The sequence below is a fragment of the Burkholderia sp. YIM B11467 genome (assembly GCF_052952715.1).
Genome location: NZ_JBQVSQ010000002.1, coordinates 397213 through 418410, shown reverse-complemented (window position 1 = coordinate 418410; position 21198 = coordinate 397213). Strand labels below are relative to the sequence as shown.

General features: G+C 66.9%; 24 protein-coding genes and 1 riboswitch. Of the genes, 10 read left to right on the top strand and 14 right to left on the bottom strand.

The genetic code is table 11. From position 1 onward, the window contains the following. Window positions 1-19: 19 nt before the first annotated feature. From ACTRWB_RS09110 to ACTRWB_RS09100, 3 genes are all read left to right on the top strand, one after another. Window positions 20-778 carry an SDR family oxidoreductase gene (locus ACTRWB_RS09110; protein WP_129514957.1) on the top strand — a complete coding sequence of 253 codons (759 nt, stop codon included), beginning with the start codon at window positions 20-22 and terminating at the stop codon, window positions 776-778. A gap of 37 nt (window positions 779-815) precedes the next feature. Next, window positions 816-1652: an SDR family NAD(P)-dependent oxidoreductase gene (locus ACTRWB_RS09105; RefSeq protein ID WP_193100462.1), complete on the top strand. Its 837-nt coding sequence runs from the start codon at window positions 816-818 to the stop codon at window positions 1650-1652. A 73-nt stretch (window positions 1653-1725) separates the two neighbouring features. Beyond that, the gene (locus ACTRWB_RS09100; RefSeq protein ID WP_446901656.1) at window positions 1726-2634 is read left to right on the top strand and encodes an NAD-dependent epimerase/dehydratase family protein; all 909 of its coding nucleotides are present in this window, start codon (window positions 1726-1728) and stop codon (window positions 2632-2634) included. A gap of 105 nt (window positions 2635-2739) precedes the next feature. On the opposite strand, the gene ACTRWB_RS09095 is transcribed toward ACTRWB_RS09100, so the two are convergent. From ACTRWB_RS09095 to ACTRWB_RS09075, 5 genes are all read right to left on the bottom strand, one after another. Continuing rightward, window positions 2740-4608 (bottom strand): phosphoenolpyruvate carboxykinase (GTP), encoded by a 1869-nt coding sequence (locus ACTRWB_RS09095; RefSeq protein WP_446901655.1) that lies wholly within the window; start codon window positions 4606-4608, stop codon window positions 2740-2742. 527 nt (window positions 4609-5135) lie between these two features. Further along, window positions 5136-5912, bottom strand: a complete 777-nt coding sequence (locus ACTRWB_RS09090) for a glucose 1-dehydrogenase (RefSeq protein ID WP_412024491.1) — start codon at window positions 5910-5912, stop codon at window positions 5136-5138. 109 nt (window positions 5913-6021) lie between these two features. Next, window positions 6022-6777 (bottom strand): SDR family NAD(P)-dependent oxidoreductase, encoded by a 756-nt coding sequence (locus ACTRWB_RS09085; RefSeq protein ID WP_446901654.1) that lies wholly within the window; start codon window positions 6775-6777, stop codon window positions 6022-6024. Window positions 6778-6786: 9 nt separating this feature from the next. Then, entirely contained in the window at window positions 6787-7653 is an 867-nt protein-coding gene (locus ACTRWB_RS09080) for an SDR family NAD(P)-dependent oxidoreductase (RefSeq protein ID WP_446901653.1), read from the bottom strand. A 50-nt stretch (window positions 7654-7703) separates the two neighbouring features. After that, window positions 7704-8204: a nuclear transport factor 2 family protein gene (locus ACTRWB_RS09075; protein ID WP_446901652.1), complete on the bottom strand. Its 501-nt coding sequence runs from the start codon at window positions 8202-8204 to the stop codon at window positions 7704-7706. Window positions 8205-8416: 212 nt separating this feature from the next. On the opposite strand from ACTRWB_RS09075, the gene ACTRWB_RS09070 reads away from it, so the two are divergent. Both ACTRWB_RS09070 and ACTRWB_RS09065 read left to right on the top strand, forming a co-directional pair. Beyond that, complete coding sequence (locus ACTRWB_RS09070; RefSeq protein WP_193100456.1) at window positions 8417-8929, top strand: nuclear transport factor 2 family protein; 513 nt, start codon at window positions 8417-8419, stop codon at window positions 8927-8929. Window positions 8930-8980: 51 nt separating this feature from the next. Further along, the gene (locus tag ACTRWB_RS09065) at window positions 8981-9697 is read left to right on the top strand and encodes an EthD domain-containing protein (protein ID WP_226122498.1); all 717 of its coding nucleotides are present in this window, start codon (window positions 8981-8983) and stop codon (window positions 9695-9697) included. A 199-nt stretch (window positions 9698-9896) separates the two neighbouring features. On the opposite strand, the gene ACTRWB_RS09060 is transcribed toward ACTRWB_RS09065, so the two are convergent. The 4 genes from ACTRWB_RS09060 to ACTRWB_RS09045 form a co-directional block, all read right to left on the bottom strand. Beyond that, window positions 9897-10964, bottom strand: coding sequence for a hypothetical protein (locus ACTRWB_RS09060; protein WP_446902036.1), 1068 nt, complete (start codon window positions 10962-10964; stop codon window positions 9897-9899). A gap of 123 nt (window positions 10965-11087) precedes the next feature. Continuing rightward, entirely contained in the window at window positions 11088-11777 is a 690-nt protein-coding gene (locus tag ACTRWB_RS09055) for an alpha/beta fold hydrolase (protein ID WP_446901651.1), read from the bottom strand. 113 nt (window positions 11778-11890) lie between these two features. Continuing rightward, the gene (locus tag ACTRWB_RS09050; RefSeq protein ID WP_193100453.1) at window positions 11891-12190 is read right to left on the bottom strand and encodes a DUF6881 domain-containing protein; all 300 of its coding nucleotides are present in this window, start codon (window positions 12188-12190) and stop codon (window positions 11891-11893) included. 135 nt (window positions 12191-12325) lie between these two features. Beyond that, on the bottom strand, window positions 12326-12925 hold the full coding sequence (locus ACTRWB_RS09045) for a DJ-1/PfpI family protein (protein WP_446901650.1): 600 nt from the start codon (window positions 12923-12925) through the stop codon (window positions 12326-12328). A 299-nt stretch (window positions 12926-13224) separates the two neighbouring features. On the opposite strand from ACTRWB_RS09045, the gene ACTRWB_RS09040 reads away from it, so the two are divergent. The 4 genes from ACTRWB_RS09040 (at window position 13225) to ACTRWB_RS09025 (ending at window position 15841) form a co-directional block, all read left to right on the top strand. After that, the gene (locus ACTRWB_RS09040) at window positions 13225-13740 is read left to right on the top strand and encodes a YbaK/prolyl-tRNA synthetase associated domain-containing protein (RefSeq protein WP_193100451.1); all 516 of its coding nucleotides are present in this window, start codon (window positions 13225-13227) and stop codon (window positions 13738-13740) included. Between the two features lie 61 nt (window positions 13741-13801). Continuing rightward, entirely contained in the window at window positions 13802-14440 is a 639-nt protein-coding gene (locus tag ACTRWB_RS09035; protein ID WP_129514974.1) for a helix-turn-helix transcriptional regulator, read from the top strand. A 60-nt stretch (window positions 14441-14500) separates the two neighbouring features. Continuing rightward, window positions 14501-15475 (top strand): threo-3-hydroxy-L-aspartate ammonia-lyase, encoded by a 975-nt coding sequence (locus ACTRWB_RS09030; protein WP_446901649.1) that lies wholly within the window; start codon window positions 14501-14503, stop codon window positions 15473-15475. A gap of 117 nt (window positions 15476-15592) precedes the next feature. Next, complete coding sequence (locus ACTRWB_RS09025; RefSeq protein ID WP_446901648.1) at window positions 15593-15841, top strand: hypothetical protein; 249 nt, start codon at window positions 15593-15595, stop codon at window positions 15839-15841. A 36-nt stretch (window positions 15842-15877) separates the two neighbouring features. Here the strand turns inward: ACTRWB_RS09025 and ACTRWB_RS09020 are convergent, their stop codons facing one another. From ACTRWB_RS09020 to ACTRWB_RS09000, 5 genes are read right to left on the bottom strand one after another with little or no spacing between them, the layout of a single operon-like run. After that, the gene (locus ACTRWB_RS09020) at window positions 15878-16702 is read right to left on the bottom strand and encodes an SDR family NAD(P)-dependent oxidoreductase (protein WP_446901647.1); all 825 of its coding nucleotides are present in this window, start codon (window positions 16700-16702) and stop codon (window positions 15878-15880) included. A gap of 1 nt (window position 16703) precedes the next feature. Then, on the bottom strand, window positions 16704-17579 hold the full coding sequence (locus tag ACTRWB_RS09015; RefSeq protein WP_446901646.1) for an SDR family NAD(P)-dependent oxidoreductase: 876 nt from the start codon (window positions 17577-17579) through the stop codon (window positions 16704-16706). 30 nt (window positions 17580-17609) lie between these two features. Next, on the bottom strand, window positions 17610-18602 hold the full coding sequence (locus ACTRWB_RS09010) for an NADP-dependent oxidoreductase (protein ID WP_446901645.1): 993 nt from the start codon (window positions 18600-18602) through the stop codon (window positions 17610-17612). A 50-nt stretch (window positions 18603-18652) separates the two neighbouring features. Continuing rightward, complete coding sequence (locus ACTRWB_RS09005; protein ID WP_446901644.1) at window positions 18653-19285, bottom strand: Dabb family protein; 633 nt, start codon at window positions 19283-19285, stop codon at window positions 18653-18655. Then, complete coding sequence (locus ACTRWB_RS09000; RefSeq protein WP_446901643.1) at window positions 19275-19619, bottom strand: hypothetical protein; 345 nt, start codon at window positions 19617-19619, stop codon at window positions 19275-19277. The genes ACTRWB_RS09005 and ACTRWB_RS09000 overlap by 11 nt, the downstream gene beginning before the upstream one ends. A 166-nt stretch (window positions 19620-19785) precedes the next feature. Between ACTRWB_RS09000 and ACTRWB_RS08995 the strand changes: the two genes are divergently transcribed. Beyond that, on the top strand, window positions 19786-20844 hold the full coding sequence (locus ACTRWB_RS08995) for an AraC family transcriptional regulator ligand-binding domain-containing protein (RefSeq protein ID WP_446901642.1): 1059 nt from the start codon (window positions 19786-19788) through the stop codon (window positions 20842-20844). 89 nt (window positions 20845-20933) lie between these two features. Then, a riboswitch (cobalamin riboswitch) is annotated at window positions 20934-21126 on the top strand. The last annotated feature ends 72 nt before the right edge of the window (window positions 21127-21198 follow it).

The window sequence follows — 21198 nt, the reverse complement described above, 5'->3', positions numbered from 1 at the left end:
CACAGGACATCGACCGACCATGAATCGAGTCGCAAACAAGGTCGCGCTGATCACCGGCGCGGCAAGCGGCGTCGGCCGCGCGGATGCGCTGCTGCTCGCCGCCGAAGGCGCGCGCGTCGTGCTGACCGACATCGACGAGGACGCAGGCCGTGCGCTCGCACGCGAGATCGGCGACGCGGCACTGTTCGTGCGCCACGACATCGCCGACGAAGACGGCTGGCGGCACGCGCTCGCAGCGACGCTCGACCGCTTCGGCCGCCTCGACGTGCTCGTCAACAACGCGGCGATCTGCCCGGTCGGCTCGATCGAGGAGACGAGCCTCGACACGTGGCGGCGCGTGATGCGCACCAATGCGGACGGTTATTTCCTCGGCTGCAAGTATGCGATCGGCGCGATGAAGGGCAACGACACGCCGGGCTCGATCGTGATGATGTCGTCGGTCGCCGCGCTCGGCGGGCTGCCGATGATGTGCGCGTACACCGGCTCGAAAGGCGCGGTGACGGCGCTCGCGCGCAGCGTCGCCGTGCACTGCAAGCGCAGCGGCTACCGGATCCGCTGCAACTCGATCCACCCGGACGGGATCTGGACGCCGATGACGCAGGCACTGATGCCCGACCTCGACCCGGCCGCGCTCGGCATCGGCAGCGACCCGATGGCGCGCATGTGCGACCCGCAGGACGTCGCGAATCTCGTGCTGTTCCTCGCCTCCGACGAATCGCGCTTCGTGAACGGCGCGGAACTGCGGATCGACAACGCGCAACTGGTGTCGTCGCTGTGACGCGGCGCAACGCTTTTCCATTCGAAGGAGTGCATCGATGATTTCATTCACCGGCAAGACCGTGCTGGTCACGGGCGGCGGCGCGGGCATCGGCCGTGCGTGCGCGGAAGCATTCGGCGCGGCGGGCGCGCGCGTCGCCGTGGCCGAGATCGACGCGGCCCGCGCGCAGGACGTGCGGCAGGCGCTCGAAGCGGCGGGCGTCGACGCGCTCGTCGGTACCGTGGACGTCACGCGCCGCGACGAGGTCGATGCGTTCGCGCGGACGGTCGACGCGCGCTTCGGCGGCCTCGACGTGCTCGTCAACAACGTTGGCGATTTCCTGCAGATCGCGAAACCGTTCGACGACTACACCGACGACGACATCGCGCGGCTGTTCGACGTGAACCTGCGCCAGGTGTTCGTCGTCACGCGCGCGATGCTGCCGTTGCTGCGCAAGCGCGGCGCGGGCAGCAGCATCGTCGGCGTGTCGTCGATCGAAGGCTTCCGCGCGATTCCGAACTGTTCGGTGTACGCATCGTTCAAGGCCGCGCTCACCGGCTTCACGAAAAGCCTTGCGCTCGAACTCGGGCCGGCCGGCATCCGCGTGAACCAGATCGCGCCCGAAACCACCGAGACACCGCAAGTGCCCGTCAGCGCGATGGTCGCGGCCGAGCACCATGACCACATCCCGCGCTGGATTCCGCTCGGGCGCTTCGGCGCGGCCGGCGACATCGCGGGCGCCGCGCTGTACCTCGCGAGCCCGCTCGCCGCGTGGGTCACCGGCACGACGCTGCACGTCGACGGCGGCGCGCTCGCGGCGGCCGGCTGGTATCGCGACCCGAAAGGATTCTGGACCAACATGCCCGTCGTCACGGGTAACGGCTTCAATTTCTGAGCGACAGCCGCGCATCAGCGCGGCTTCGTCCGTTCATTTCTCGCGGCGCGCGTGCGCCGCCACCGGAGACACCATGAAGATCCTGATCGTCGGCGGCACCGGCCTCATCGGCGGCCATGCCGCGCTGCACCTGCATGCGCAGGGCAACCACGTCACGCTCGCCGCGCGCAAGCCGCCCGCGGCCGGCAGCGCGCTCGCGCAGTTCGACGTGCTGCTGCGCGACTATGTCGCCGGCAACTTCACGCGCGACGATCTCGCGCCGTTCGACGCGATCGTGTTCGCGGCCGGCAACGACATCCGCCATCTGCCGCCCGGCACCGACGAAGCCGCGCACTGGGAACGCGCGAACGTCGACGCGGTGCCGCGTTTCTTCGCGCTCGCGCGCGACGCGGGCGTGAAGCGCGCCGTGCTCGTCGGCAGCTTCTATCCGCAGGTCGCACCGGCACTCGTCGATACCGTGCCGTACGTGCGCTCGCGCCATCTCGCCGACGAACGCGTACGTGCACTCGCGACGCCGTCGTTCGCGGTGTGCAGCGTCAATGCGCCGTTCGTCGTCGGGTCGGTGCCGGGGCTGCGCAACGAGATGTTCGCCGCGTACACGGGTTATGCGCGGGGCCAGTTCGCGGGGCTGCCTGTGTACGGGCCGGCCGGCGGCAGCAACTTCATCTCGACGCAATCGCTGTCGGAAGCGATCTGGGGTGCGCTTCAGCGTGGCGAAGCGGGCAAGGCCTACCTCGTCGGCGACGAGAACCTCAGCTTCGCCGACTACTTCGCCGCGTTCTTCCGCGCGGCCGGCAACCCGCAACCCGTGCCGTCGCTCGACCAGGAGCATCCGCTGTTGCCCGACATGGCGATCTACACGGGGCGCGGCAATGTCGTGTCGTACGAGCCCGATCCGGCCGATAGCGCGCTGCTGCGCTACCGGCGCGGCGACGTGCAGCGCGCGGTCGACGAAGTCGTTGCGCATTGCAGCGCGCAGTAAGCGAGCCGCGCACACGCGGCGCGGATGCGAAAACGTCCCGCCGCCGGCGATGCATGCCGGCGGCGGGACGTCAGGGTTGACGCGGCGATGCGTCGCTGCGGATCGTCAGGCGCCGAGGCGCTGTTCGATCTTCTTCATCGTGTCGGTCATTTCGGCCGGCAGGCGCAACTTCAGCGTGTCGAACAGCGCCGCATGCAGTTTCAGTTCCTCGCGCCATTCGTCGGCGTTCATCGACGTCACCGCGTCGAACTGCTCGCGCGTGAAATCGAGCCCATCCCAGTGCAGATCCTCATACGCGGGCGATACGCCGAACGCATGCTCGCCGCCACCGCCGGTGCCTTCGAGACGATCGAGCATCCACTTCAGCACGCGCATGTTCTCGCCGAAGCCCGGCCACACGAACTTGCCGTTCGCGTCCTTGCGGAACCAGTTCACGCAGTAGATCTTCGGCAATGCGGCGCCCGCGCCTTCGAGCTGCTTGCCGAGTTTCAGCCAGTGCGCGAAATAATCGCTGACGTTATAGCCGCAGAACGGCAGCATCGCGAACGGGTCGCGGCGCACGATGCCTTGCTGGCCGACCGCCGCGGCGGTCGTCTCCGAGCCCATCGTCGCGGCCATGTACACGCCTTCGACCCAGTCGCGCGCCTCGGTCACGAGCGGCACCGTCGTCGAGCGGCGGCCGCCGAAGATGAACGCATCGATCGGCACGCCGGCCGGGTTCTCCCAGTCGCCGTCGATCGACGGACACTGCGCGGCCGGTGCGGTAAAGCGCGAGTTCGGATGCGCGGCCTTGCGGCCCGTTTCCTTGCCGATCTCCGGCGTCCACGGGTTGCCCTGCCAGTCGGTCAGCTTCGCGGGCGGCGTGTCGGTCAGCCCTTCCCACCACACATCGCCGTCTTCCGTCAGCGCGACGTTCGTGAAGATCACGTTTTCCGTCAGCGTCGAGATCGCGTTCGGGTTCGTCTTCACGCCGGTGCCCGGCGCGACGCCGAAGAAGCCGGCTTCCGGGTTGATCGCATACAGGCGGCCGTCGCGGCCCGGCTTCAGCCACGCGATATCGTCGCCGATCGTCGTGACCTTCCAGCCGTTGAAGCCCTGCGGCGGAATCAGCATCGCGAAGTTGGTCTTGCCGCATGCGGACGGGAACGCGGCCGCGACGTGATATTTCTTGCCGTCCGGCGACGTCACGCCGAGGATCAGCATGTGCTCGGCGAGCCAGCCCTGGTCGCGGCCCATCGTCGATGCGATGCGCAGCGCGAAGCACTTCTTGCCGAGCAGCGCGTTGCCGCCGTAGCCCGAGCCGAAGCTCCAGATCTCGCGCGTTTCGGGGAAGTGCACGATGTACTTGACCGGGTTGCACGGCCACGGCACGTCCTGCTGACCCGCTTCGAGCGGATGGCCGACGCTGTGCACGCACGGCACGAATTCGCCGTCCTCGCCGAGCACGTCGTACACGTCGCGGCCCATGCGCGTCATGATCCGCATGTTCACCGCGACGTACGGGCTGTCGGACAGTTCGACGCCGACGTGCGCGATCGGCGAGCCGAGCGGGCCCATCGAGAACGGCACGACATACAGCGTGCGGCCGCGCATCGAGCCGCGGAACAGACCGTTGAGCGTCTCGCGCATTTCGGCGGGCTCGATCCAGTTGTTGGTCGGGCCGACGTCATCGCGCGATGCCGAGCAGATGAACGTGCGATCCTCGACGCGTGCAACGTCCGACGGATCGGATTGCGCGAGATACGAGTTCGGGCGCTTCGTCGGGTTCAGGCGCGTGAGCGTGCCCTGGTCGACCATCGCCTGGCACAGCGCATCGTTTTCTTCCTGCGAACCGTCACACCATACGATGCGCGCGGGCTCCGTAAGCGCCGCGATGCGCGACACCCAGTCGATCAGCTTGCGATGTTTGACGAAAGCCGGAGGAGCGATCAGCGGGCCGTGTGTTGTCGCTTCGGCCAGATTGTTTTGCGACATGAGGATGTCTCCAGATTATTGGGCGGGGATGGGGAATGCGGGGTGAACCCGCCAGATGGGGAATGCGATTGGAGCGCAGGACGCAGCAACGCGCAGCGCGGTACACGCGAGCTGTGCGCGTGTCGATGCCGCGATGCGGGCGAGAGGATGTGATGTCTCGTTAGAAGATGCGAACGCGAGTTTCGCCATGCATGCAACCTGCCTTACAACTTCCATGCCGGCCAGCATACCATCGCCGATATTGCTCGGGCGTTGCGTTGCAACAAGAAACAACTGTGACGACGTGCCGGCACATGCGTTGCCGGCACGTCAGGTCGACGGCGTCGACGCGTCCGCTTTCGGGGACGAAACGGCCGGAACGTCCATCCGGCAATGGTTTCGGGGAAGCAGTAAATTCGGCTCGCCGGACGCATGCATGACGATCGCGCATGCGCGCCCGGCGAATTCGTGTTTTCGCTACTCAGGCAAACCCTGAATTAGGTTGCGTACACAAACATCCGGGTCGAATGCTTGATGTACGCCCCCGCTCAAAACGGCGCACCCGGCAATCCGGGGTAATACGCGCCCGCCGCCATCCCGCCGTCGACGGCCAGTTCGGCGCCGTTGCAGTACGACGCTTCGTCGCTCGCGAGGAACAGCGTTGCGCGCGCGATCTCGTCGGGCAGGCCGACGCGCTGCAGCGGCACGTTCGCATAGTGCTTGTTGATCTCCTCGAGCGGCGCACCCGTCGGGTTCGACATCACGGTGTTCACGCCGCCCGGATGAATCGAATTCACGCGCACGCCCTGGTGACCGAGTTCGAGCGCGGCGACCTTCGTCAGCCCGCGCACGCCCCACTTGCTCGACACGTACGCGGCAAGCGCGTTCACGCCGCGCAGGCCGTCCACCGACGAGATGTTGACGATCGACCCGCTCTTCCGCTCGATCATGCGCGGCGCGATTGTGCGGATACCGACGAATGTGCCGACGAGGTTGATCGACACCGCACGTTCGAAATCGCGTTTCGACAGCTCGGTGATGCCGCCGAACGTCAATACGGCCGCATTGTTGACGAGCACGTCGATGCGGCCGAACTGTTCGACCGTCGCTTCGGCCACGCGCACCCAGTGCGCTTCGTCGGCCACATCGAGGCGCATGAAACGCGCTGCATCGCCGAGCTCGCGCGCGAGCGCTTCGCCTTCCGCGTCGAGCACGTCGCCGATCACGACGCGCGCGCCTTCTTCGACGAACAGCCGGCACGTTGCCGCGCCCATGCCACGCGCGCCGCCCGTGACGATCGCTACCTTTCCTTCCAGTCGACCCATGTCGTCCTCTCTTCGATTCCGGTTTGCCGGCCGCCGCGCGCAGGCATGCGCGGGCGTGCCGAATTCGTGATTGGCACGCGGCACACCCCGCGCGCCGTCAGCCCCGCCGTCAGCCCCAGTAAGCCTGCCCGCCGTCGAGCGGCAGCGTCGCGCCCGTCAGGTACGCGGCATCGCGGCTCGCGAGAAACACGATCGCGCGCCCGATGTCCTGCTCGCAGTCGCCCACGCGGCCGAGCGGAATCGTGCGGAAAAACGCGGCGGCTTCCTGCGGATTCGCATCGACCCAGCCTTTCAGGCCCGGCGACAACGCATGCGGCGCGACCGCGTTGACGCGAATGCCGTCCGCGCCCCATTCGCACGCGGCCGCACGCGTCAGCGCACGAATCGCTTCCTTCGTCGCCGCGTACGCGCCGTACCCTGACGCATCCCAGCGCACCGCGGCCGACGACGCGAAATTGACGATCACGCCGTCGCCCTTCAGATGCGGATGACACGCGCGCATCATCCGCAGCGTCGCGATCGGCCCCGATTCGAGCCCCGCCAGAAAATCCTCGTCTGTCACGTCGAGCAGGCGGCCGAGCGGCACGACCTGCGCGTTGTTGATCAGGATCTGCACGCCGCCGAACCGCTCGACCACCGCGTCGACGCAATGCGCGATCTGCGCGGCGTCCATCACGTCGCACACGAATGGCGCCGCGACGCCACCGCGTGCGCGGATCGCGTCGCAGGTCGCGAGCAGCTTGTCGCGCGTGCGACCGACCACCGCGACATGTGCGCCCTCGGCCGCGAGCGCGTGCGCGACGCCCTGGCCGACGCCCTGCCCCGCGCCCGTTACCAGCGCGACCTTGCCCTTCAGGATGCCCATGCGCGCCCCTTAAGCGACGATTGCCGGATGCGCCTGCACGGGCCCGCCGAGCAGCTCGCGATACGACGGCGGCTGCTTGCCGTCGAGATCGGCGATGCCGTACTGCAGCGCGGCTTCCGCGCCGACAAGCACCTGCCCCGACAGCGCCATGCGCTGCGGATCGCCGTGGATCGCGTGAATCACGCGGCCGGTGAATTCCGGGCTTTCGGCGACGAGCGAGAAATCCTTGTAGAGGTCCGGATGCTCGTCCCACACGCGCGTCGTACGCTCCGTGCGCAGCGGGCCCATCCAGATCGACACGGCCGCGACGTCGAACGGCTTCAGGTCGACGGCCATGTCCTTCGCGAACTTGTCGACGCCGGATTTCTGCGCGCCGTACGCCGCGCCGTGCATGTAGCAGCTCGCGCCGAACGACGACGTGAACGCGATCAGTCCGCTGCGGCGCTTCGCCATCAGCGCCGCCGCATGCCAGCTCGCGACATAGGCCGAACGCAGCCCGACGTCGAGGATGTTCACGAGGTCGAGCGATTTCTCCCAGAACGGGCCCGGCAGGATCAGCTGGTCGTGCAGGTAGGTCGCGTTGTTGACGAGAATGTCGAGCCGCCCGCTTTCGCGTTCGACGCGCTCGAACAGCGCCTTCACCTGTGCGTCGTCCGCGTGGTCGCAGGCCACCGCGATCCCGCGGCCGCCGAGCGCGTCGATCTCGCGCGCGGTCTCGTGTATCGTGCCGGGCAGCGGCGCATCACCTTCGTTCTGCGAGCGGCCCGTCACGTAGACGGTCATGCCGGCCGCGCCGAGCGCGCGCGCGATGCCTTTGCCCGCGCCGCGCGATGCGCCCGTCACGACGGCGACCGGCGTCTCGTGGTTCTGTGTCATGTTCGATGTCTCCAGTGGAATGTCCGCCACACGCGTGGCGATGGCGTGCGTCAGGCGGCCGGCGGCTGCGCGCCGGCGAACAGCACGCCCGGCGTGTCGCCTTCGTAGCGGGCCGACAGCGTCGACGTGACGACGCAGCGCGTGGCCGCGATCTTCCATTCGCCGTCGACCTTCCGGTATTCGTCGTCGTAATACGCGCCGAGCTGCGTGAGCGTGCGCGCGTTCGTGTCGATCATCTGGTAGTGCAGGCCCCACGTGCCGCGCGCATGCGTGTCGTCGAGCACGGCGATGTCGGGATTCACGCCGTGGTGCATCTCGACGATGTGCGGATGGCAGCCGAGTTGTTCGAATACATCCACGAGCGCGTCGCGCGTGTCGAACGTGCCGATCCGGCCGTAGTCGATATGCACGCGACCCGGCACGAAGCAGTCGCGCATTCCTTGCGGGTCCTTGCGGTCGCAGCACGTGAAGTAGCGCGCCTTCAGCCGGCGGATCGCATCGGCGTCCTCCAGCCTGCGCACGCGCGTTTCCAGCGATTCGATGAGGGTCATCCCGTCTCCTTGTTCGGTGCCGGCGCGGTTCGAAGGCCGCGTCGATGCCACGTTACAGCCGCACGAATCGCCGGCCATCACCCGTTCGGATTAAACGGGCGATGTATCGTCGAAACGCCGGCTGCATGCGCCAGCGGCTTTCGTCCGAACAGACGATGTGATGCAGGCGGCTTCGTTCCTACCATCGAACGACACCACCACGAGACACGGCGATGGACGACACGACCCGCACGCTCCATGAATACGAGCAGATCCGACAGCTGAAATACCGGTATTTCCGCGCGGTCGACACGCACGACTGGTCGCTGCTCGCGGATTGCCTGACCGAGGATTGCGAGGCGCGGCTGTACGGCGGCCGTTACGCGTACGACGGCCGCGAAACGTTCGTGTCGAGCCTGCGTGAGCTGATCGGCAAGCCGACCTTCCTGACGATGCATCACGGCCATCACCCGGAACTCACGCTGGTGTCCGCCGATCACGCGTGCGGCGTGTGGTTTCTCGAGGATCACGCGATCAATCTCGAGGACAACTACCTGCTGCACGGCACCGCGTTCTACGACGACCAGTACGTGAAGCGCGACGGCGTGTGGCGCATTCACGCGACGCGTCACGAGCGGCTGTTCGAAACCGTCACGTCGCCGATCCCGCCGTCGTTCACGCTGACGGCGAACCGTTTCGCGCCGGTCGCGCACCAGGCGGCCGGATCGACCGAAACCGCGTCCTGAACCCCGGCGGCAGCGCCGCCGATCCCGTCATTCCCTTCTGGAGCCGGAGCAATGGAGAAAGTCATTTACGTGTTGTGGCGCGACGCACAGGCCGCGCCCGATCAGTGGAGCCGCACGGTGCGCGCGCAGCTCGCCGACAAGCTGCTGTCGCTCGGCGCGCACGGCGTGCAGGTGAACGTCGCCGACGCCGATGTCGCGCCGGCCGCCGGCCTGAAGCAGACCAACACGCACCCGGGCATCGACGGGATCGTCGCGGTGTGGGTCGACAGCGCGAACGCGATGTTCCGCCAGCCGTTCGACGAGGCAGTGCGCGCGATCGTCCCGCACATGGCCGCGTATCTCGTCACCGAGTCGCAGCCGATTCCGAACACGCGCTTCCCGGCGCGGCCGGGCGAACGTACGGCCGGTTTTTCGCAACTCGCGTTCCTGAAACGACCGCCGCGCCTTACGCACGAAGCGTGGCTCGATGTGTGGCACGGGCATCACACGCGTGTGGCAATCGATACGCAGGATAATTTTCTGTACGTGCAGAACGTCGTCGTGCGTGCGCTCACGCATGCGGCGCCCGGGTATGACGCGATCGTCGAGGAGTGTTTTCCGGCTGCGGCGATGACCGATCCGCATGCGTTCTTCGATGCGGTCGGTGATGAGGAGAAGTTTCAGCGCAATGTGGCCGAGATGATGGATAGCTGCGGGCGGTTTATCGACTTCGACAAGATCGATGTGGTGCCGACGAGTCAGTATGTCGTGAAGGCGGTGCGCGGGTAGGTTGTGGTGGTGGCGAGCCGCGCGGGTGTGGTCGCGCGGGTCGATTGCTTTTATCGAAGGTCCGTCTTGTGTTCCTCAGCAGGCCGATGGTGCGCTGTCCATTGCGCGTTGTCGGCCTGATTTTTTTCGTTCTTCGAAGACGTCTATGGATGTCGTTGCCTGACCCGAATCGGATCATTAGTTTTCAACACGCTGACCGTCAGTCCGATGCCGCCGGCAACTCATTACCCTGCGCGGCACCGCATTGATGGCAATGCGGAAAGAAGAAGAAATTCCGGCCACCACATTCGCATACATTGAAGAGCCTCAATCCGCAATGCACGCAGAACGTGGAGTCGTCGCCGCCGAGATTCCATTGTTTGTCGCATGACGGGCAGCGCTTCTTTTCGAGTGAGCGAACGGCCTTTTCGTATCCGATCGTGCGCGCGCGTTCTCCTTGATCCTGCTGCAATTCGAGCCGCTTACGTTCGGCATAGCGCTGAAAGGCCTTCATCATGTAAAGACCGGCGAACACCGTGAGCGCAATGCCGACCAGGACCCGGACATAGCCGCCGAAATTCGGCAAGTACGGGACCAGTTCGATGAAAAACGCGCTCAGTGCAAACAGGCCGAAACCATACACGAAAGGCCAGTAACGCACCTTGCGGTAGCGAATGAACACCCAGATTGCTACCAGCAGGATCGGTAACGTCAGCGCAAGCCGCAGTCCGAACACCTGCAACTCGTAATGCCGGGTCGCCGCTTCGAGGCGCCGCTCGGCTGCTGCGTCCGCGTCGGCGATTTGCGTGCCCAATTGAACCTGCTGTGATGCCAGCGCCCGTTGCTGATCGCCGATCGCATCGATCTGATGCTGCCAGTTGACGACCACGGCCTGGAGCGTATCCAGCTTGCGCGTTCTCGCCAGAATGTCCGGGTCCCTCGCACTGTCTCCCGTCACCGAGCGCGTGGCCAGCCAGTTGCGGAAGCTTTCTTTCTCGGCCGCGTACTCCTTCGCGGCACGTCCGCGTGCCACCTCCATCGTGTCGGCCTTCTCGGCGAGCGTGTCGTGCCGCGCCTGCAGATCGCGCCGCGCCGCGTCCAGCCGCGCTTTCGCCGGAGCATCCGCGAATTGCTCGATGACGGGCGGTCCGCCCCTCGGAGCGAACGCCATGTCTCGGATCACGAGACTGCCGAGCATGTTCAGAAAGACAGCGAAGATGATCGCAATCACCCATGACGCGAGTCGCAGGAGCCGCGCGGGACTGGTCAGGCCGTCGCTGGAGTTCATCATTGTTTTGCCCTCGTTGGAATAGTCATGAGTGTCGCCAATCCTGATACTACCGTCGACTGCCTCTTTGTGGCCGAGCATCACCACGCGCGATCGTGCATGCGGCCACCGCTCACGCACGATTCAACCGAGCACCGACTCCATCAACCATTCGCGCGCGATCGCCGTGCATAGCGCGGGCCGCTCCAGGGTCGGGAAATGGCCGCATCCGTCTATTGATTCGAAACGGGCATGCGGCATCAAGCCGGCGATGCGGCGACCAACGTCGACGGGAACGAAGCGGTCCGCGGCGCCCCATATGAGCAACGTGGGGACCTGGCTCGATGCCAGGGTCGACCAATGATCCGAACGTGTCAGCGTCGCGTCGGATTGACGAGCAAACAAATCCGCCCCAGCATCGCGAGCCATCTGGATGAACGCAGCCCGTGATGTGCTGTCGTCAGCCGGGATTGCATTCTCGGCAAACTCCGCAATGACGCGCTCGTGCTCGCCGGTGCGGATTCTCCGGCTAGTCGCACGAGCGGCATCCGGGTTCGGATGAATGCCCGGCTGACAGTTCATCAGCCAGAGTCCACGGACGCGCTCTGGCGCTCTCGCGAGCACTTCCATCGCGAGGCACCCGCCATATGCCGTACCAACGAGAACGAACGCGCCGCTCGTGGATGTCAGGAGCTTCTCGGCACTCTCGGCGAAGGTTGCATGCGCCAATATCTTCACTGTCGGTGAAGCGAGGTCCTTGAGCGCTTCGATCTGGTCGGCATACATGCGGCCATCACACGGCATCGCCGGTAGAAATATGAGCGGTAGCGACATCAGAATGGTTCGGGCTGGCAGTTGAACGGGCTAACGAGCTGCGCTTGCATCACGGTGCAGCGGCAAACCAATTGATCGTAATCTGGCCGAGGTCATCAGCTGGCCGCTTCTGGTCAATCCTGGTCGAGGTTGTCGATAGGTGCCATGTGGCATGACCATAACGTGTCGAACAATTCCAACGTGATCTCTCGTGCGTCGAATTCCGGATCCTCGTTGATCTCGACCAGCGAGGGCACCGGAACGGTTCCTAGCGCCGTCCCCTGCGACGACCTCGTTTCGTCGGCAAACCCCACTCGGCCATCGCGAAAGAACTCGAGCTTGCGCACCTCATAACGATCACGGTCAAGCACCGAGACGAGACGGACCGGCTCTGACTCAAAAGCGTGCTTCCACGCGACGTCGATGGCGATCATTTTTCTTCTCATTGCGATGTTGTCGACGATAGCTTTTGGCCTGCACGTCCCGAATGCGGAGGACGGTTCCCTCCATGGAAGACGCCGATCAAACGTCGGCTCTCCGCGACGGAGGCAGTGCCATTTTTTACGGAGTTACGGCAAGTAAGGCGTGATGTTCGTCATCGCGCGAGAAACATACGCTTCCTTCTCTCCGACTGGCGCAACGTAGTGGAGTGCGCTCCGCGCGGCTTCTTCACCTTCCATGCGCGCAATGATCCATGCGGCCAGATACTGCGAAGCAAAGCAGCCACCCGCGGTTGCAACGTTGCCTTGAGCGAAGAACGGCTGATTGAGGACTTCAACGCCCGCCTCGACTACCCAGGGTTTGGTCGTCAGGTCCGTGCAGGCCGGGACTCCGCCGAGGAGACCCAGCTTTGCCAGAACCAACGTGCCCGAACACTGCGCGCCAATAAGTTGCCGGGCAGGATCGAGCTTGATCTGCGCCATCAGTGCCGCGTCGTTGACGATCTCCCGGGTTTGAATGCCGCTCCCGACGATGACGGCATCCGCCGTGCAGGCGTCGGCCAACGTTGACTGCGCGTGGACAGTCACACCATTCATCGATGTGACGGAATGCTCCGGGCATGAGAGCGTTACCCGCCAGTCGGGCTTCTTGATTCGATTGAGCACGCCAAGTGCAATGAGGGAATCGAGTTCGTTGAAGCCCTGGAAGGTCAGGATCGCGATGTGCATGGGGTGCCGTATCTGAGGTCTGTCGAAGCATATTGCCAGATTGCCGCCAATCCGGAAGCGTCGGTTAACGACGCTGCCTGACTGAACGCCGGCCGTTCGCTCCGCGTTCCGCACCATTGCGCAAAGATCCGTTTCTTCGATCCCCTTTTCCCGATGACCACGGCCGCCACCCCGTGACAACCCACACTTCCACCCGCCATGACAAAACGTCTATAATTGGACAATCCATCGACCACCACGCGGCACACGCCTCATCCCGTGCACACCGCGATTCCCCGGCCCAGCCTCCCCGGAGCGACATGAACGCCTACCCCGTTTTCGACACGCTTTGCGACCTGCTGACGACCTCCGGCGCACGCTTCCGCGTGCTGGAACACCCGGCGGAAGGTAAATCCGACGTCATCGCCGCGATCCGCGGCACGCGCCCCGAACAGGGCGCGAAAGCGATGCTCTGCACATTCAAGGACGGCGGCGACACAACCGCACTCGCCGTCATCCCCGGCCATCTGAAGATCGATTTCCGCAAGGTCGCCGATGCCGTCGGCCGCCGCAAGGCGACACTCGCCTCCCCCGACCTCGCAGCCGCCGTCACGCGCTGCGTGATGGGCGCCGTGCCGCCGTTCGTGTTCGACGCCAACGTGACGCTCGTCGTCGACCCCGCGCTGGTCGAACGCAATGCCGAGATCGCATTCAACGCAGGCCGCCTCGACCGCTCGGTCGTGCTCGACGCAGCCGACTACGTGCGGATCGCACGCCCGTTGCTCGCCGACATCACGCGGCCGGAAGCGGTGGACGGCGACGCACTCGCCGGATGACCGTTTCCGGCAACCATTGCATCGATGCAGAACCACCCGCCTCACTGAACGCGAATACACCATGACCACCACCCGGAACAAAGCGCTGTCGGAGCAGGCATCGCTGATCGAACAGGTGCAGCGCATCGCCGAAGGGCTCGGCGAGATGTTCGCGCCGTTCACCGAGGTCGTGGTCCACGACCTGCGCACGCCGCAGCACGCGATCCTCGCGATCCACAACAACCTGTCCGGACGCGCGGTCGGCGATCCCGCGACCGAGCTCGGCCTCGCCCGCATCGCCGACGACGATTTCCCGCAAGTGCTCGCGAACTACCCGAACCGCTTCGCCGACGGCCGCACCGCGAAGAGCACATCGATCGGCATCAAGGATTCGACCGGGCGCTATGTGGCCGCGCTGTGTCTGAATGCCGACGTCACGCTGTTCCGCGGTTTCCAGGGCATGCTGAACCAGTTCTGCGCCACGGATGGCGAAACCGTCGCCGAAACGCTCGACCCGGCCGGCGCGGACGCGATCCGGCAACGCATCGACGCGTTCGCGTCGCGCCTCGCGACGACGCCGCGCGAACTGAAAACCGACCAGCGCCGCGAGCTGATGCAGGCGCTGAAAACCGACGGTTTCCTCGAGGTGCGCCGCGCGATGGAAATCGTGTCGCAGCATCTCGGCGTATCGCGCGCGACGGTGTACAACGATGCGAAATGAGGCGTGCGCGTCGTGCGCGCTGCTTTCCTGTTGACTGATCTTTCCGACCCTCGAACCACCATGAACTCTCCGACTCTGCCTACGTACGACGACGTTGCCGCCGCCGCGGCCCGGCTCGAAGGCCATGCCCACCGCACGCCCGTGATGACGTCGCGGACGATCGACGAAGCGCTCGGCGCGCAGGTGTTCTTCAAGTGCGAGAACCTGCAGCGGATGGGCGCCTTCAAGTTTCGCGGCGCATTCAACGCGCTGTCGCGCTTCGATGCGGAGCAGCGCCGCCATGGCGTCGTCGCGTTCTCGTCCGGCAACCATGCGCAGGCGATCGCGCTGTCGGCGCGAATCCTCGGCATCCCGGCAACGATCGTGATGCCGCAGGATGCGCCGGTCGCGAAGATGGACGCGACGCGCGGATACGGCGGCAACGTCGTGACCTACGACCGCTACACCGAGGATCGCGAGCAGATCGGGCGCGATCTCGCGGCAAAGCACGGGCTCACGCTGATCCCGCCCTACGACCACGCGGACGTGATCGCCGGCCAGGGCACGGCGGCCAAGGAACTGTTCGACGAAGTCGGCCCGCTCGACGCGGTATTCGCGCCGCTCGGCGGCGGCGGGCTGCTGTCGGGCACCGCGCTCGCCACGCGCGCGCTGTCGCCGCGCGCAACGTTGTACGGCGTCGAACCCGAATCCGGCAACGACGGCCAGCAATCGTTCCGGTCCGGCGCGATCGTGCATATCGACACGCCGCGCACGATCGCCGACGGCGCGCAGACGCAGCATCTCGGCAACCTGACGTTCCCGATCATCCGCCGCGACGTCGACGACATCCTGACCGCGACGGACGCGGAATTGATCGACTGCATGCGCTTCTTCGCGACTCGTATGAAGATTGTCGTCGAGCCGACCGGCTGCCTGTCGTTCGCCGCGGTGCGACGGATGAAGGACCAGCTGCAGGGCAAGCGCGTCGGCGTGGTGATCAGCGGCGGCAACGTCGATCTCGAGAACTTCTGCAAGCTGGTGTCGGCATCGGCATGAGCGTCGCGGCGCGCGGGAACATCCGGTAATCCGCGCGCCGCCGCTCCTTCACGTCGCGTTAAGTTTCGCGCCCTAGACTGATTACGTTGTCCCGCAGTCAGTCGTGAAGGAGCCAACATGAACACGCACGCGATCGTCGCCGCCGCCCTGGCGGCCGCCTCCCTTTCGGCGTTCGCTCAACCGGGCGTTACGTCTTCCGGTTTTCCCGCCGCATCGCCACGCGATGCAGTCGCGCAGGCGACGCATCGTTCGCCCGCCGCGTTGCCGCCCACCGGCTTCGTGCTCGCGAAGATCGATCAGAACAATACGCCGCCCGATCGCGGCGGCGACCCGAGCGGCCGCGCGCACGCCGGCACCCGTATGTAAGCGCCACACGCCGGTCGCCGCTGCCGCGCCCGGCCCTCAGAACGCCGGCAGCGACGGATCGCGTGCGGCGAGGATGTCGTCGGTGCGCCGCTGCAGTGCGCCGTCGATCGTCTCCGGCTGAGGAATCAGCCAGTAGCGCCCTTCGCGGATGCCGTCAAACACCCGCTCGGCGAACGCGTCGGGCGTGAGCCCGTGCGCGCTCAGCATCGAGCGCATCGTGTCGACGAAGCCGCGCACCTCGGGCCGGTCGTGCACGGCGCCGAACGGATCGTTGAAGATGTCCGATTGCACGGGGCCCGGCGCGAGCAGCGACACGCCGACCGGCGCGCCGAGCATCTTCAGTTCGCCGTACAGCGATTCGGTGAGCGCGACCACCGCGAATTTCGTCGCCGAATAAGGCGACATCAGCGGGCTCGGCAGGAACCCGCCGACCGACGCGGTATTCACGACGCGCGCCGGCACGTTGCGTTCGAGCATCCGCGGCACGAAGCTGCGGATCCCGTTCAGCACGCCGTGCACGTTGATCGCGAAGCTGCGCTCGAAACGTTCCGGCGTGATTTCCCAACTGAAGCCGGTCGCCATCACGCCCGCGTTGTTGAACAGCAGGTCGACGCCGCCGAAGCGCTGCCATGCGGCATTGGCCAGCGCGTCGACGGCTTCCGGCCGGCTGACGTCGGTCGGCACGCACAGCACGTCGGTATCGAGCGTCGCGGCGAACGCGTCGAGCTTCGCCGGATCGAGATCGGCCAGCACGACGCGCATGCCGAGTGCGGCCGCGTGGCGCGCGAGCCCGCTGCCGATGCCGCTGGCCGCGCCGGTGATCACGGCGGTGCCGCCGTCGAAACGAATCGATTTCGTCATATCAGAATCCTGTCGGGTCGATGTGGGGATGCGCGTACGCGGGAATCACGGGCGGCAGCAGCGGCGTGCGGCCGTCGAGCGAACGCACCGCGAGCTGCTGCGCGAGCGGGAAATGCAGGCTGTGCGTGACGAGGCCCGTGCGTTCGCGCGCCGGCAGGCTGCACAGTGCGAGCGCGGTTTCGGCGAGATACGCGACGTCCTCGGTCGGATAACCTTCGGGGATGTAGCGCGCGGCGCCCGGCGTGCGGATCGCCGTGCTCGGCGCGACGAGATTCACCGCGATGCCGTCCACTTCGAGTTCGGCCGCGAGCCCCTGCGTGAAGCGCGACAGCGCAGCCTTCACCGCCGCATAGACGGTCGCGCCGCCCGCCCGCGAGAAATCGTCGAACGGCCGCAGCGGCGGCAGCGCCGTCACCGAGCCGACGTTCACGATCCAGCCGCCGCCGCGTGCGCGCATCAGCGGGATCGCGGCCTGCGCCAGTGCGAACGGAATGCGCAGATAGTGTTCGATCGTCGTGTCGAACATCGACATCGGCATCGCGTCGACGCATGCGTAGTCGGCCACGCCCGCGTTGTTGACGAGGATGTCGAGGCCGCCGGCCGCATCGGCCGCGCGCCCGACGAGTGCATCGCGCTCGGCCGCGTTCGACAGGTCCGCCGCAAGCGCGATCGCACGGCCGCCGGCCTGTTCGATCAGCGCGACCGTTTCGGCGAGCGTGCCGGCGGTCGTCGCCGATTGCGTGAGGCTGCGCGCGGTGACGACGACGGTCGCGCCTTCGGACGCGAGGCGCTGCGCGATCGCGCGGCCGATGCCGCGGCTCGCGCCCGTCACGAGCGCGCACTTGCCGGCCAGGATCGGGGCTCGGGTGTCGGTCATGTTGTCTCCTGTGATTTGAGTGCGGGCCATTCAGCCGGCGATATCCGCAACGTGCAGCACGAGCTTGGTTTTCGCCTCGCCCGTTTGAACGAGATCGAGCGCCCGTGCCGCCTGTTCGAGCGGGAAACTGTCGAAGCGCGGCACGCGCAACGCGCGCCGGCCGAGGCGTTCGGCAATCGATGCGAGCGTGTTCCCGCTCGGCATCCGGCTGTAGGTCATCGCGGTGCGCAGCCCGCGCCGTGCGGCTTCGGCACCCGTCTCGGCCAGCCGCTCGGCGTCGCCGGCCGCGAGCGTCATGATGTTCACGAGCGTGCCGCCCGGCGCGAGCAGGTCGAGCGCGTCGGGCAGCGTGTCGCCGCCGACCGCGTCGAGCACGAGATCGACGCCGCCGGGCGCCCATGCGCGCACCGCTACCGCGATGTCCTGCGCGCGGTAGTCGATGCTCGCCGCCGCGCCCAGCGATTCGACCGTGTCGCGGTTGCGCGCGGCACACGTCGCCGCGACGTGCGCACCGGCCTGCACAGCCAGCTGGATCGCGAACGTGCCGACCGCGCCCGCGCCGCCGTGCACCAGCACGGTCTGCCCCGCGCGCAGCCCGCCGTCGTCGAACAGGCCGGCCCATGCGGCCAGCGCGGGCGTCGGCGTGGCAGCCGCTTCCGCGAAGCTCACCGTGTCGGGCAAGCGCACGACCGAGTCGTGGCGCACCGCGACGTACTCCGCATACGCGCCCCAGCGCCCCGCGCCGACGTCGGTCTGCGCGAACACGCGCATGCCGGGCGCGAAGCCGTCGACGCCGTCGCCGACCGCTTCGACCACGCCCGCCGCATCGAAGCCGATCACGAACGGAAACGAGTACTGCATGAACGCACCGAGATAACCTTCGCGGCATTTCCAGTCGGCGGGATTGACGCCTGCATACGCGACGCGGATCAGCACGTCGCCGGGGCCCGGCTTCGGTGCGGGAACGTCGGCCAGCCGGAAAGCGTCGGAATGACCGACTTGGTCGATCAGAAGGGCTCGCATTTTCGTGTCTCCAGGATTTTGGTTTGGCTCGTTGCGCAGTGCGCCGCGCGTTACACCGCCGTGTCGAGCAGCAGGCTCGACGCGAGCGGACAGAACGCATGCGAGATCGCGTCGACCGTCCAGTCGGGGCTTTCGGCGTCGAACCGGCGGTCGACCCAGCCCCAGTGATACGGATGCATCAGGTATTCGCCGAGCAGATCGCCGACCTGCGCGAATTCCTGTTGCCATACGTGCGTCCATGCGCCCGGCGTCACGATCCGGCTCAGGCGCCAGTTGCGGATGCCGCGCATGAACGCGGGCATCTGCAGCAATTCGTGCTCCAGCGACGCGACCTGCGCTTCGCTCACCTGCGGCCGCACGCGCAGCATCAGCGTGCGCCAGATGCCATCGCGCAACGCCGGTTCGCGCAGGCCGCCGCCGATCGCACGGCAGGCCGCGCCGTCGATGCGCGCGATGCCCGGCAGTCGAGCCAGCGCGGCGAAATCCGCCGCGGAATCGGCCGTTCGTTCGTCGCGCAGCACGTCGAGCGTGTAGTCGCCCGCGCCCCAGCTGCCTTCCAGATTGCGTGCGAGCGCCACGCGGGTTGCGCCGGGCAACGCCTGCGCGGCCTCGTGCAATGCATGCTCGATTGCGCCGGCGTCGCGATCCGCCGAAACGAACACCTGTGCCGTGTCATGCCGCATGGTCGACCTCCGTCAGCGCGGGCAGCGGCGCATCGGCGTCCGTCATCACGTGGCGGCGGCGTGCGTCGCACAACCCGTCGACCGCCACCCAGAACGCAACCACGTCGCCATCGGTCAGCGCGCGTATCCGGTAATAGGCCGGCGCATCGTCGACCTGCCACGTCAGCCACAGCGTGCTCGCCTGACCCGGCACCGCGACGGGCGGCGACACCCAGCGGCCGGCCGCCGTCAGCCCGCGCGCCGCGTGGCCCGGCAGGTAGCGGTCGCGCAGCAGTGCAAGCACGTCGGGAATGCGCTCGGGCGCGAGCGTGATTTCATCTACGATCTGGATCATTCGCGTGTCGTCCGTGGTCGTTCATGGCGGGATGCGTGGCCGGCCTACGCCGTTCCGGCGAGGCCGAAGGCGGCCGGCGTGACTAGTATTCTTGCGTGGCGACGGTTCACGGACCCCTACCGGCCCGCTCACCGGCCCCTGTCGCAACGATCAGAACGGGAGACACATGAAACAGCGCGCCATGCCGGCCAGCGGCCGGGTCCTGCCGGGCCTCGACGCGCGCCTGCTGAGCGAACTCACGCGCAGCGGCGCGCCGCCGGCCGACCGCGATGCGCAGCCGCGGCAAGATGCGACGGCGACGCGCGGCTTCGTCGCGCTCTACCGCGACGCGATCGAGCGGCTCGAGGCACAGGTCGCGCGCGGCAACGGCCATCCGCCGATGCGCAAGCAGGAAGTCGACCTGATGTGCCGCTGCCTGCTGAGCTGCGCGACGCTCGCCGACGCGATCCGCTGCGCGCGCGACTTCTGCGAGATGCTGACGCCGCGCGCCGGTACGCTGTCGCTCTCGGTACGCGACGCTCGCGCGACGTTCCGGATGGACTCGCTGCGCCGCACGCGCAGCCCGGCCGCATGCCTCGTCGACCTGACGGGGCTGTTCTGCTATCTGCAGCTGTTCGGCTGGCTGATCGGGCAGCCGCTGCGGCCGGACGAAGTCTGGCTCGGCCATCCGCGCCGCGACGACGCGATGCCGCTGCTCGGCTTGTTCAACGCGCCGGTCGACGTCGGCCGGAAAACCTACGGCTTCTCGTTCGATGCGGCGCGGCTCGATCACCGCGTGATCCGGCAGCCGGGCGAGCTCGACGCGTTTCTCGTCGATTTCCCGTTTCGTCTGATCGATGCGGCACCGGCCGTCGTGTCCTGGGCGCAGCAGGTGCGCGGCTTTCTCGATGCGGCGCTCGCGCGCGAACAGGCGCTGCCGGCGCTCGCGGAACTGGCCGCGTGGCTCGGCGTCAGCGAGGCGACACTGCGGCGCCGGCTCGCAACCGAAGGCAGCGGATATCACGTGCTGCGCGAGCAATGCCTGGCCGACGCTGCACGGCGATGCCTGCACGAGACCGACTGGCCGGTGACCCGCGTGGCCGCGTTTCTCGGCTTCGGCGGCGAAGAGGCGTTCAGGCGCGCGTTCGTGCGCTGGACCGGCGTCGCGCCGAGCCGGTTCAGGCGCGAGCATGCAACCTCGAGCCCACCCGTTTCGTCAGACATGAAACGCGGCGTCGGCGCATAAAAGAAAGGATTTCGAAAGTTTTTACCGGGCAATGACGTTTTTTCGCATCCTCGCGCGACCGAAGAATTGACGCGCCGGAGTGCGCGCCATTACGCTTGCGCGCTGATGGTTCCCGGAGACGGGATCAAAAGGGAACGCAGGAGAGGCGGCGCCTCGAATCTGCGGCTGCCCCCGCAACTGTGAGCGGCGAATTCGTGCCACTGCGTGCCACTGGGAAACCGGGAAGGCCGGCACGGATGACGACCCGCGAGCCAGGAGACCTGCCATCGACCCGAGGTCCAAGCAGCCGCACCGGGCGGGGTGTCCCGGAGCGCCAAGCACCGCCATTGGCGGTCGCCCGTTGCATGGACGGCC